This window comes from Streptomyces nigrescens (assembly GCF_027626975.1).
GTDB classification, from domain to species: Bacteria; Actinomycetota; Actinomycetes; order Streptomycetales; family Streptomycetaceae; genus Streptomyces; species Streptomyces nigrescens.
This window is the reverse complement of the sequence record NZ_CP114203.1, coordinates 8906868-8918551: the sequence shown is the minus strand read 5'-3', so window position 1 is coordinate 8918551 and position 11684 is coordinate 8906868. Positions and strand designations below refer to the sequence as shown.

The window sequence follows — 11684 nt, the reverse complement described above, 5'->3', positions numbered from 1 at the left end:
GTCCCGCATTCCACTGCGGCGTTCTGGGGGCACGGCTTCCAGTCGATGGCGCCCTGTGTCGTCGTGCTTCTGCCGGGAGGGCCGGCATTCGCCTCCGCACCCGGTGCCGACGCTCCGGCGAATAATCCAACGGCGAGCACTCCGCTGAGCGCCCTGAAGAGCGGTTGCATCAAGCCCCTTCCGAGGGTCTTACGAAATGGATCACGGGGGTTGCCCTCAACCGAGCCTGACAGCGGGCCACCCGGGTTCACCACCGCCAGAGACGGAAATCAGGGAAGGCACCGGGACGTGGTCAGGGTTGCCCTCAGGGCGACGCCTCGGGGTTATCACCCCGCCCCCGGAGTCCTCCCCACACTTGATACGGCTCCGCCAGGGACCGGACGGCGTCGATCCGACGAGCTCCGACGAGCCCGATGGCACCGCCGCCGGCACCGAAACGGGCCTGGGCCGGTTCAAGGAGCTCTTCAATTGCCTTCGGGAGTTGAGGGAGAGTGCGGCCGACCCATCACGCGGAAGCCGTCGCGCTCACGATCCCGATCGTCACCGTTGAGTGTCACGCTGCCGTATTTGCCATCGGCCACCCACTCAATCTTCACGGTGAACCGTACGTCCTTGCCGCCCGGGCTGAGCCGGAGGTTCAACTGCTCAGGATCGTCGGCGGTGACGGTGAAGGGAAGGTCCGTGGCCTGGTGGCCGCCGGCCTTGCCGGCAGCCGGCACCACGGGTGACGGGATACGGGTGAGATCGACGTCGAAGGCACGGCCCTTGAGGGCAGCCGGGCAGCCTTTCGGCTCGGCTACCGCCCCGCCCTTCGGTGGCGGTTCACTGGATACGACGTTGACCTCGACCCCGATGACCATAATGGCCTCGTCCGTCTTGGCCTGCAGCGTGATGGGAAGGCTCGCGGGCTTGCCCGCTGCGGTGACGGGGATGCCTCGCTTGCACACGGAAGCGGGATCCGTGGCCTCCGTTGGGTCGAGATATAGGTGCTCTCCCCCGACGGTCCGCGAAGCGAAGGCAGTGAGACCGGGCGGGCCGCTGATGGCACTCCAGGCCCACTCCCACAGTCCCTGCACGGCCCAGAAGCCGACAGCTCCGACGAGCGGCAGCAAGACCAGCGTCACCCAGTGCGTACGGTCCCGCAGCGGGGACAGCGATGGGCGCGATAACTCCGGCTCCTCAGCCGCCGACGGCTGAGACGCCCGCGGCCTGTCCTGATCGGGCTCTTGCGAAGTGCGCGCGTCCGCATCATTCGCCCGCGATACGTGCTCGTCCGCCGACACAGCCACCCCCATTTGCATATCGGCGCCCGACGACCGCTTTGGAGCTGATGACACGTCACCAGCATTTATTCGAGCACCAGTTGTTACCCGGGGCGCGGCCCCGGATCGCAGTCCAGTCCATCACGTCGCCGCCGCTGCTGTCATGGCTGCGCCGCAGGCGCCGCGACCTCCGGGCCGCTGGGCCGCTGGGCCGCTGGGCCGCTCACTGTCCGACGCGGCGGGCACCCCTCGGCGCAATCCTCGTCCCGCTCAACATCCGCCACACCAACGACCCCGTGGCAGGAAGCCACTGCCCGATGCCTACGATGAACTCGTGCCGAATTTTGAGGTCGTGACAGCCGTCGCCGCACCCCCGGACCAGGTGTTCGCGGTATGCCTGGATGTGCAGGCGCACACCCGTTCCATGGCCGCTTCGTCGGAGCGAGCGGTGGGTGGCAAGACTCGGGGCGAGCTGGCTCTCGGTGACACAGTGACCTTCCGGGCTCGTCATTTCGGTCTGACCTGGCGGCTCAAGGCCCGCATCACCGCATACGACCGGCCTCGACGTTTCGTGGACGAGCAGGAGTCCGGGCCCTTCAAGCGATGGCGGCACGCCCACCACTTCGAACCGGACGGCGCCGGTGGCACCGTGATGAGAGACGTCATCGACTTCGCCTCACCGCTGGGGCCTGTCGGACGTTTCGTCGACAGAATCCTCCTGAGCCGGTACATGCCCCACCTCATCAGAACCCGCAACGCCTACCTGGCCGGCACTTTCGACTGAGCGGTCGGGGCAGCCACGACTGAGGCCGGCGCCCCAAGGGGACGTCTGCGGAGGAACCAGCTCGCGGAATGGGCGCTCGGCGTGCCGGGATCGATGCCAAGGGAACGAGGCCTGAGTCGCCGGGCGTCGATGCTCTCACCCCTCACCCCTCACCCCTCACCCCTCACCCCTCACCCCTCACCCCTCACCCCTCACCCCTCAGCCCTCAGCCCTCAGCCCTCAAGCACGGTCCGCCAAGCACAGTCCGCCAAACATCAGCTACCGAAAAGCCGAAACACCCTGGCGGTTCGCGAGGTGGGGTGGTGTCTTGATGTGTGCGGAGAGGGCTGGATCGGGCTCCAGGTCACCCCAGTGGGCTTGGAGGGGGAGGACACCGGCCCACAGCCCGAGTTCGGCGTCGGGGGTGTCACCGTCGTCCGGGGCACCGGTGCGGATCTTCACGGATGCCTCGTCGAGGGAGAGTGCCAGCAAGGAAGTGGCGGCGAGTTCCTTGCGGCTGGGCTGCCGCGCGTAGTCCCACTGGCCAGGGGTCGCCTGTTCGGTGAGGCAACGAAGGCCCGTCCACTTCTCCTCTGGGTCCGTGACCAGCCGGGGAATGCCGAAGATCATGGCGCTGCGGTAGTTGACCCCGTGCTCGAAGACGGACCGGGCCAAGACCAGGCCGTCGACGTGCGTCACGGTGACACACACGCTCGCGTCGGGTGAGGCGACCAGGCTGCGGCTGGCTACCGATCCGTGGAAGTACAGCGTGGCGCCGTCCGTGCCGTAAACGGTGGGTATGACCAGCAGGTTGCTGTCGACGGTCACTCCGAGGTGACAGACGAAGCCGGCCTTGAGGATGGCGTCGAGGTCGCTCCGGTCGAGGCTGCCTTGCTCTCGCAGTCGCTGGTGCCGTGTGCGGTCCGTCTGCGACAGGGGCCGACCGGGCGTGGGATGGCTCATGGCGGGGCCTTACGTTGGTGTCGATGGGTGACGTGTGGTCCGGTGGCCGGAACGTGTGCCGAAGACGAGGCCCTTGAGGCGACGGTCCCTGATGCGAAGGTCCCTGGCCAGCAGGCGCGTTGCCCCGGCGGCGACACGGGGAGCGGGGCGCGGGACGCGGGGCGCGTCCCGCCCGGTGGGGACAAAGCCCGGGCTTCCTCCCCTCCCCCGCCAAGGTAGTCACCGATGCGAGCGCCGTTGATCACTCACACCACCCAAAGCCTACCGATCCCATTGCGAGACAACCAGAGATCGATGGAATTAGTCGCCCAGGGATAACCATTCGACTAATTCCTTATCCGTCGCGTGCTCCGCCAGTTACACATCCAGGTCCTGCGAACCGTAATCGGCGCCTCGCGCTGAGTTGCCGCCCTGTGCCGGGTGGCCCGACCTGCGCACACTGGAGGTATGCGCGGGATAACCGTCGGCACCACGGCGGAGCGCGAGGAGCTGCTCGCCGCAGCCGTCGTCGAAGCCGTCGAAGGAACCAGCGCGTACGCGGGGAGCGTCTTTCTCCGCTCCCGCGACCGCCGGTCGATCGTGCTCGCCGCGACCTGCAGGGTGCCGCCCTCCCTGCTCGGTGGCTGGCGCCTCATTCCGGTGAGCAGTCCCATCCCGGTCGCCACGGCGTACACCTCCGGGCGCACAGTCCACCTGGCCGACGCAGAGGAGACCATGCGCCGCTACCCCCAGCTCGCGGTGGCTCTGCCGTACGCCTTCGGCTCCTGCTCCGTGCCGGTGGGCGCAGGTGGGGAGACCTTCGGTTCGCTGGCGATCATCTGGGCGGCGTCACCCGGCGGCGCAGGGCTTTCCAAGGCCCAGCGCCGCCACGTACGGACCATCGCCAACCGGCTCGGGGCCTCTCTCGCCGCCCTACGGACCCGTATCGGCGATCCAGTTGAATGCGCCCCCGAAACGATCCCTGTCGAGAACCCCGCTCCCTCGGCACCGGCCGTGCGGGTCGGCCTGTTCGACTGGGACCTCATCTCCGGCATGATCTCCGTGGACGACGAGTTCTGCACGATCTTCGGCCTCGACCCTCGTACGTTCGATGGACAGGCCAAAACCCTGCATGCCTCCCTCCACCCGGGCGATCTTGCTGCCTTCCGCTTCGGGGCCGGCGAGGCAGCTTCGGGGAGCCGGACCACTTCGCGACGCCTGCGCATACGGGATCACAGGTACGGCGGCGACGGATACCGCACGGTCGAGCTGTGGGGCCGCGTACCAGAGGCCGACGACGCGGAGCCACGCACCCACCTGGTCGGCGCGATCGTCGACGCCCGGGCCGGCAGCACGGCCCTGGCGGCGGTCGAACGGCTGCGGGACGGGCTGTTCTCCCTCGCCCCTGACGGGCGGGTCACCTACGCCAACCACAGCGCTCTGCAGTTGCTGGACGTCTCCGGCGACGAGCTGCTGGGACGGATTCTCTGGGACGTACTGCCCTGGCTGTCCGATCCCGATGTCGAGTCCCGGCACCGGTCGGCGATGATCGCGCAGGCGCCGGCCTCCTTCCTTGCCTGTCCCTCACCCGACCGCTGGCTCGCCTTCTCCCTCCATCCGGAAGCGGATGGAGTGACGGGCCGCGTGGTGCCCCTCGGCCAGCCGCCCTCGGCCTCGACGCCCTCCGCCTCCTCCGCCTCCTCCGCCTCTTCCACCGAGTCGCCGACTGCCGCCACACCGACGCGCCTGGGCGTCATGCACCACGTCCTGCAGCTCGGCAGCGCGCTGACCGAGGCGGTCACCACCCGCGAAGTCTGCGAAGTCGTCTCCGACCAGCTAGTACCCGCGTTCGGAGGCCAGCAGCTTGCGATCTACGTGGTCCGCAACAAAACGATGCATCTGCTCTTTCACACCGGGCACCACGAAGACTTCCTCGACTGGCTGGAGGGCGCACCGCTGCACGCCCGGCTGCCCGGTACGGAGGCCCTCACCTCCGGCGCTCCGCTCTTCATCGAATCGCGGCAGGACCTCTCCCAGGACTACCCGGACATCCCCACGGGCGAGGTGAGCTCCTGGGTGTATCTGCCCTTGATCGCCTCCAGCCACCCGGTCGGCATCTGCGTCCTGGGCTTCGACACGACCCATCAGTTCACGGAGAGGGACCGCGGCGTCCTCACCGCTCTCGCCGGGCTGATCGGCCAGGCCTTGGAACGGGCACAGCTCTACGACTCGGAGTTCGCCATCGCGCGCGGCCTGCAGCAGGCGCTCCTGCCGCACCGACTGCCGGCCATCCCGGGCATCCGCACCGTTGCGCGCTATCTGCCCGGCACCAGTGGCATGGACATCGGCGGCGACTGGTACGACGTCATCCCCACAACCAACGGGGTCTCGCTCATCATCGGAGACGTGCAGGGGCACAGCATCGCCGCCGCGGCCACCATGGCCCAACTACGCAGCGCGGTACGGTCCTTCACGGCCGTGGGGCATACACCGGGCGAGGTGATGGCGGGCGTGAACCGCACCCTCATCGACCTCGACTCCGGGCTGCTGGCCAGCTGCTGCTGCATCCACCTCGAACCCCGCACCCACCACGCCCAGGCCGTCACCGCCGGGCACCCCCCACCCCTGCTCCGCCGCCCCGACGGGACGACCGATGTCCTTGACCTCGACGTCGGCCCGCTCCTCGGTGTGGAACGCGCAAGCGCCTACCCCGGAACCCGGATCGCCCTCCCGCCGGGATCCGTCCTCGCCCTCTACACGGACGGCCTGGTCGAGGAACCCGGGGCCGACATCGACGTGGGAATCGACCGCCTCCGCGCCTCCCTGGCACACGCCCGCTCGGACTCACTCGACGAACTCGCCGGCCGGCTGCTGCACAACGCCCGGCGCTCCTCGTACCGGGCCGACGACATCGCCCTGCTGCTCACCGAAACCGCATACGGTTCCGGACAGCAGGGCCCGGATGGCACCTCGGAAGGGCCTTGCGCCGACCGCCCTCACGACTCCGCACGTGGTCCCGGCGACGACCCGCGCAGTGTCACCTTTCGGCGAGAGTGATGCCTGGGCTGCGGCTTTGATGGCGACGGCTTTGATGGCGATGCCCCAGAAGGCGCTGGCCCCCGGCGGCCGCCCTCCCGGCGTCGTGTGCTGTGCCACCCGGTGCCCGCGATCTGGGTCCCGCATCCAGGGCAGGCCGCCTCACCTTCTTCACTTGTGTGTTGTGCCGTGATATCGGTCTTCGCGGGATCGGTCCCTGACCAACGAACCCATGGGGCGGCTCCGCGAGGGCGAAGACATACCGGCGGCCGCCGACCGCATCGAGCCCGAGCAGCGGCTGGAGGTGCCGGCCTCTTCCTCGAAGACGATCGGGTCCTCGATCCCGGCCTCGTCCAGGACGAGGTTCTGCCGGGCGGTCGACTGCTGGTCGGTCGAGACACGCTTGTAGATCAGGTTCGCCACCGAGGGGCCCCTTTCGTACGGAGGAATGGACCCCATCCGTCGTCAAACCCTGTCATCAATCACCGTCGGATCTGATTTGATTCGAGCCGCCGCGAACCCCCGGATCACACGGGTTCATTGGGCACGCTGCCGCCCTGTCTTCAAAGGATCGTTTGCCGACACTCACGAGCCGATCGGCTAGCTCGGGCAGATTGCGGCCTCGATGTGGGCGAGGTGGGCGGCGAGGATCTCTTCGAACGCGGCGCGGCGATCCACCCCCAGGGGGCGGACGTCGCGGGCGAAGGAGGCCAGGGCGGGGAAGCGTTCGGGGTCGGCGCCGAGTACCGTGACACGGAAGAGCTCCATGCCCTGTTCGTACTCTTCCGAAGTGATGGTGCTGACTCCGGCCTCGGAGGCGATCAGCGCGGCGATGAGGACCGCGAGCCGGTGGTAGCGCGCCGGGATCTCCTCGTCGGGCAGTCCCGACGCACGCAGGGCCTGCAGCACCTCTTCCACGACCAGCCGGGAACCGGCGCCGCCTGACGCGTACCGTCCCCAGACCGCGGCGAGCTGGGGCTGCCGGCCGAACGCCTCCCTCACGCGCAGGGCCAGGGCGGTGATGCGCTGCTTCCAGTCGCCCTCGGGGCGGTAGCCGTCCATGGAAGCCAGGAGGATCCGGTCGGCGACCGCACGCAGCAGTTCCGTCTTGCTGCGGAAGTGCCGGTAGAGGCTGGAGGAATCGGTCCCAAGGGTCGCGGCGAGCTTGCGCACGCTGAACGACTCTGTGTCGCCTGTGCGCAGCAACTCCACTGCTACATCCAGGATTTCCTCGGTCGACCAACGCTTTCGACCTGTCATTTCGCCCCTCTCGTCGGACTCAGTCTAACCTATGCACTTGGCGATGCACGCGCCGCGTGCATAATGAGGACATGAGTATGCCGGGCGGGCCGGCATGCCACTCGTGCCCTGTTGTCCGGGTCAGCGACCGATGCGGAGCTCACCCCGGGGAACACGAAAGGACGCATGACGTGAAGAGCCCACTGGATTCCGCGGCGCTGAACGCAGCCCTCGAAGACGTCCACCGCGCCGGGCTACCGGGCCTGTTCGCCGAGGTGCGAGACGGTGACCAGGTCTGGCGCGGTGCCGCCGGGGTCGCCGATGTCGCCACCGGCCGTCCCGTCACCGCCGACATGCGGCACCGAGTCGGCAGCATCACCAAGACCTTCACCGCCGCAGCGGTCCTGCAACAGGTCGAGAGCGGTCAGATCGGTCTCGACACACCGATCGGCCGGTACCTTCCGAAGCTGGTTCCCGGGGAACGCGGTGACGCGATCACGGTCCGGATGCTGATCAACCACACCAGCGGCCTCGCCGAGTACCTCCCGTACGCCTACCCCTCCCTCAAGGCGTTCCCCGTCGCCGCGGATACCAGGCCGCAGAGCCTGGACGATCACCGGCATACGCGGTTCGACCCCGCCGAACTGATCGAGATGGGGGTCACCGCACCTGCCGTCGGCACCCCGGGCGGCACTCCGGGGGTGTACTCCAACACCAACTACCTGCTCCTCGCCCAACTCCTGGAAGAGGTGAGCGGCACAACGGCCGAGTTATGCATCACCCGGAACGTCATCGAGCACGCCGGGCTCCGGGACACCGGATTCCCCGCCGGCCCGTACGTCGAAGGCCCGCACTCGCAGCTCTACGAGGCATGGTTCGGCATGATCGACCCGCCGCGCGACTACAGCGTCTTCGACATGTCATACGCGGGCCCTTCTGCCTCGCTGATATCGACCGTCACCGACCTCAATCGCTTCTTCGGCATGCTGCTGGCCGGGGAGATCGTCAGTCCGTCGTCGCTGGCGCAGATGCAACGCACTGTCCCGGTCGTCTCCCAGGAGGGAAAGACGATCGACTACGGCCTCGGCCTGTACCCGATGGAGGGTCCCGGGCAGGGCATCTTCTGGGGCCATGGCGGCACGGTCTGGGGTGGTGGAGCGCTGGCCATGACCCGTGCCGACGGCAAGCGGCAGATGGCGGTCGCGGTGAACCTGCAGAGGTGGAACGGGTTCGACTCCTCCGGCAAGCCGCAGCCGCATCCCATCGACGACGCGCTTGCGGCGCTCTACCGCGTGGCGATGTACCGCTGACCGGGCTGGGGAGGCCGCGGCCCGGCCGCCGATCTATCCGGCCTGCCACCGGCCTACATCGCCACCGCGGAGTTCGACCCGCTGCGCGACGAAGGCATCGACTACGCACTGCGTCTGCTGCAGGCGGGCGTCCCGGTCGGGTTGCACCAGTGGCCCGGCACGTTCCACGGCTCGCAGGCGGTCCTGTCCGCTGAGGTGTCGCAGCGGCAGCTCGCCGAGCCCTGGCCCCGTAGGCGGCCGGGCCAACCAGGCTGGCCCCAAGCCCTACACCTGACCAGATGAACGATGACCGCAGAATGGATGTGTCGGCATGACCGTTGCCCCGATCGATCTCTTCGCCTCCTTCATCCACCTTGACCAAGGCGGCCAGGTGCGCGCCGCACAACCCGTGTTCGACCCCGAGCGGGACGGCTGGCAGTTGATGACCTTCCATGTGGAGACCGGCGCCGACGTCCACGCCGACCACTGGGAAGTCCACTCCGCCGCGGACGAAGTCGTGTCCTGCCTCAGCGGCGGGATACGTCTCTGCTTCCGCCCGCAGCAGCCGGGCGAGAAGGAGGAGGAGATCAAGCTGGCGGCGGGAACGGCGGTCATCGTCCCGCGCGGGCGATGGCACCGCATCGCACTGGACGCCCCCAGCGACATCATGTCCGTCACCCTTCCACGCGGCAGCCGCCTGAAGAAGCGGAGCGAAGCTTAGCCGGGCCCTCACATCCGGCCCTCATCCACAGAGACGCTCGACAGAGGCCGCCGCTCACGTCCGCGCCTACCCGTGGCTCGTCCGTGGCGCCGGGTGCGAGCGCGACCAGCCATCGCACAGCTCTACACACGGTGACCGGTAGCATTCGGGCCCCGGAGCTAGCCCCCAGGCCGAAGAACAGGCCGGTCCGGCCGGAGGCACAGGAGGTGACTCCGGCCGGACCGCCCACGACTGAATGGACCGGCACCTACCCGTCTTCGCCACCGTCGTCCAGCTCGCCCGCGCCCTGCGCGGCATCCCCGTCGCGCACCGGGACGGCGTCGATGTCCACTTGCACGGCGCCATCAGCATCGAGCTGGCCCACGCTGCCTCTCGGCGATCGAGTCCGAGAGGGACAGGCTGCGAAAGCTCCTCGACGAGCTCGCAGGAGGCCAGTCCGTCCGAGTTCCGCCAGCGAGAGTTCGTGACCGAGCCATGGCCGACATCCCTGACAGCTCGCCGCCCGACTTCGCCTGATCAGGCCGCTTGGCCGTAGCCGTCCGGGGCTGGCGGGTCGTCGTCGCGCAGCGGGCTGAAGTCGACGTCCAGGTGCGGGTCGTACGCCTCGGGTTGAAGTCCGAGTTCGTGGGTGGAGTACTCGCCGAAGCGGCGGATGTGCTCGGTCAGGTACGGCGAGATGTGGGCCAGGTCCTCCGGGTCGATCTCCCAGTCCTCCTCCAGGAGCTGGCGGACGATCTCCGCGATGTCCAGGGCGTTGTGAAAAATGACCGCGTTGGTGAGCAGAGCGTTGAACTTCATCGCCTTCTCCTGCTCGATGGGGTCGTTGTCGGCGAGGACGCCCTGGTTGCCGAAGCCGACCCGCTGGGAGAACCGGTTGAACGACTCGACCTTGTTCGTCGCCGCGGTCACCCGCCGGCGAAGCGTGCCCCGGCGGCATGCTGGTGGGCGCGAATCGAGGTGGAGTCGACATTGATATCCCAGTCGATATCGCCTGCGGCGTCGGCTATGGCCTGGACGTGTCTGAGCAGCCTCTCCCAGGTCCCGTCGGCCGACCACAGCAAGTGCCGCTTGTGGACGGTCTGGCAGGGGCCGAAGCGTTCGGGCAGCTTGCGCCACTGACAGCCGTTGCTGAGCCGGTGACTGATCCCATAGATCAGCTGCCGGTGGTCCCGCCACCGGCCGTACCGGTTATTACCCTCGGGCAGCAGCGGCTCCAGCACTTTCCATTCCTTGTCGGTCAGGTCACCCCTGCTGAGCATGCACTGAACAACGAGTTAGCTGATCGAGCAGATACTCCCAGCTGGAAAATCGAATGCGTCCTGGCCTGGCCAATCCCTACGCTGAAATGATGGACTCTGTGCAGGTCAGGCCGATGCAAGAGGACGATCTCCCTTCGGCGGAGCGAGCTTCAGCGGTGACGTTCTTCGAGGCAGAGCGAACTACCAGACGGGTCAGCGATCCGGAGGCCGAGCCGCGGTCGGCGGCGGCCTCGAAGCAGTGGATCGACCGGATGCGCTTCTACCTGAGCGTTGATCCGGGCGGGTGCTGGGTCGCGGCTGACGAGGAAGCCGGCGCCGGCAGAGCAGTGGGGTTCGCCTTCTCGCAGAACCGCGGAGGTCTGTGGTTCCTCGCCACGTATGGGGTGCTGCCCAGTTATCAAGGACAGGGCATCGGCAAACGACTGTTGGACGCCGCCCTCGCCCACGCTGACGGGCGCCCTGGCATCTTCTCGTCCAGTGTCCACCCCGGTGCCACACGTCGGTATCGGATGGCGGACTTCTCGCTCCATCCGCAGATGCGGATGGTCGGCACCGTGGACCGGTCCACGCTCCCCATGGTCGACGGTCTCCAGGAGGGCCAAGCTGACGACTTCGAGTGGATGGACCAGCTGGACCAGGACCTGCGTGTTGCGGGCCACGGCCCGGACCACGGCTACATGCTCGACACCCTGCGGCTGGTCGTATGCCGGGACAGAGCGAGGCCGGGATATGCCTACTTCGACGACCGGGGACGGGCGTCACTGCTGGCCGCCTCGGACCCGGAGACCGCGCAGAAACTGTTGTGGGAAGCCCTGGCCTCGTCACAGGGAACAACCTTGGTCAACTGCATCACCAGCCCCAACGAGTGGGCGATCGATGTCGGCCTGGCCGCACGTCTCGGCATCGGCCAGGAAGGCTATATCGCTGTCCGGGGCATGCCTGTTCCGGCGCCCTACCTCGCCAGCGGGCACTTTCTCTGACCCGCACACGCCAATCTCAGTAATGTCGGCCGGCCTCCTCATCTGGGCTGCTCATGACCGGAGAGACACTGCCTAACGGAAAATGCCTCCACGGCCTCTGGCCCTCACCACCCGTTACGGGGAGGGGAACGGACCGTTCTTCAGGGCACCTGTGCTCGTGACCGCGCCAGCCGGCCACCAGGCCGCATGCGCG

General features: G+C 68.0%; 11 protein-coding genes and 1 pseudogene. 6 read left to right on the top strand and 6 right to left on the bottom strand.

The annotated features are described in order from the left end of the window. Positions 1 to 464: 464 nt before the first annotated feature. Positions 465 to 1124 carry a hypothetical protein gene (locus STRNI_RS38515; RefSeq protein WP_159491506.1) on the bottom strand — a complete coding sequence of 220 codons (660 nt, stop codon included), beginning with the start codon at positions 1122 to 1124 and terminating at the stop codon, positions 465 to 467. Between the two features lie 472 nt (positions 1125 to 1596). Here STRNI_RS38515 and STRNI_RS38510 point away from each other — a divergent pair, with 472 nt between their 5' ends. Further along, a complete protein-coding gene (locus tag STRNI_RS38510; protein ID WP_093648022.1) occupies positions 1597 to 2046 on the top strand; it encodes an SRPBCC family protein in 450 nt (149 codons plus the stop codon). Positions 2047 to 2304: 258 nt separating this feature from the next. Here STRNI_RS38510 and STRNI_RS38505 read toward each other — a convergent pair whose 3' ends face one another. Further along, positions 2305 to 2988: a pyridoxamine 5'-phosphate oxidase family protein gene (locus STRNI_RS38505; protein ID WP_277412925.1), complete on the bottom strand. Its 684-nt coding sequence runs from the start codon at positions 2986 to 2988 to the stop codon at positions 2305 to 2307. 447 nt (positions 2989 to 3435) lie between these two features. Here STRNI_RS38505 and STRNI_RS38500 point away from each other — a divergent pair, with 447 nt between their 5' ends. After that, on the top strand, positions 3436 to 6024 hold the full coding sequence (locus tag STRNI_RS38500; protein WP_277412924.1) for a SpoIIE family protein phosphatase: 2589 nt from the start codon (positions 3436 to 3438) through the stop codon (positions 6022 to 6024). A 150-nt stretch (positions 6025 to 6174) separates the two neighbouring features. Here the strand turns inward: STRNI_RS38500 and STRNI_RS38495 are convergent, their stop codons facing one another. Next, positions 6175 to 6426, bottom strand: a complete 252-nt coding sequence (locus tag STRNI_RS38495; RefSeq protein WP_277412923.1) for a recombinase family protein — start codon at positions 6424 to 6426, stop codon at positions 6175 to 6177. A 177-nt stretch (positions 6427 to 6603) separates the two neighbouring features. Then, a complete protein-coding gene (locus STRNI_RS38490) occupies positions 6604 to 7263 on the bottom strand; it encodes a TetR/AcrR family transcriptional regulator (RefSeq protein WP_109886935.1) in 660 nt (219 codons plus the stop codon). Between the two features lie 170 nt (positions 7264 to 7433). On the opposite strand from STRNI_RS38490, the gene STRNI_RS38485 reads away from it, so the two are divergent. From STRNI_RS38485 to STRNI_RS38475, 3 genes and pseudogenes are all read left to right on the top strand, one after another. Further along, positions 7434 to 8552 (top strand): serine hydrolase domain-containing protein, encoded by a 1119-nt coding sequence (locus STRNI_RS38485; RefSeq protein WP_229838273.1) that lies wholly within the window; start codon positions 7434 to 7436, stop codon positions 8550 to 8552. A 24-nt stretch (positions 8553 to 8576) separates the two neighbouring features. Then, positions 8577 to 8834, top strand: a pseudogene (locus STRNI_RS38480) (alpha/beta hydrolase fold domain-containing protein); the annotation flags it as partial. 28 nt (positions 8835 to 8862) lie between these two features. Then, positions 8863 to 9252, top strand: a complete 390-nt coding sequence (locus STRNI_RS38475) for a cupin domain-containing protein (protein WP_277412922.1) — start codon at positions 8863 to 8865, stop codon at positions 9250 to 9252. A gap of 516 nt (positions 9253 to 9768) precedes the next feature. On the opposite strand, the gene STRNI_RS38470 is transcribed toward STRNI_RS38475, so the two are convergent. Then, positions 9769 to 10161 carry a Tn3 family transposase gene (locus STRNI_RS38470; protein ID WP_274733168.1) on the bottom strand — a complete coding sequence of 131 codons (393 nt, stop codon included), beginning with the start codon at positions 10159 to 10161 and terminating at the stop codon, positions 9769 to 9771. Next, on the bottom strand, positions 10158 to 10511 hold the full coding sequence (locus STRNI_RS38465; RefSeq protein WP_381845204.1) for an IS5 family transposase: 354 nt from the start codon (positions 10509 to 10511) through the stop codon (positions 10158 to 10160). The genes STRNI_RS38470 and STRNI_RS38465 overlap by 4 nt, the downstream gene beginning before the upstream one ends. Positions 10512 to 10600: 89 nt before the next feature. Here STRNI_RS38465 and STRNI_RS38460 point away from each other — a divergent pair, with 89 nt between their 5' ends. Continuing rightward, the gene (locus STRNI_RS38460; protein WP_277412921.1) at positions 10601 to 11491 is read left to right on the top strand and encodes a GNAT family N-acetyltransferase; all 891 of its coding nucleotides are present in this window, start codon (positions 10601 to 10603) and stop codon (positions 11489 to 11491) included. Positions 11492 to 11684 lie beyond the last annotated feature (193 nt).

Excerpts from the sequence above, each read along its gene's own strand:
- STRNI_RS38505 (WP_277412925.1), bottom strand. The coding sequence starts at position 2,988 with ATGAGCCATCCCACGCCCGGTCGGCCCCTGTCGCAGACGGACCGCACA.
- STRNI_RS38500 (WP_277412924.1), top strand. The coding sequence starts at position 3,436 with ATGCGCGGGATAACCGTCGGCACCACGGCGGAGCGCGAGGAGCTGCTC.
- STRNI_RS38490 (WP_109886935.1), bottom strand. The coding sequence starts at position 7,263 with ATGACAGGTCGAAAGCGTTGGTCGACCGAGGAAATCCTGGATGTAGCA.
- STRNI_RS38475 (WP_277412922.1), top strand. The coding sequence starts at position 8,863 with ATGACCGTTGCCCCGATCGATCTCTTCGCCTCCTTCATCCACCTTGAC.
- STRNI_RS38465 (WP_381845204.1), bottom strand. The coding sequence starts at position 10,511 with ATGCTCAGCAGGGGTGACCTGACCGACAAGGAATGGAAAGTGCTGGAG.
- STRNI_RS38460 (WP_277412921.1), top strand. The coding sequence starts at position 10,601 with ATGGACTCTGTGCAGGTCAGGCCGATGCAAGAGGACGATCTCCCTTCG.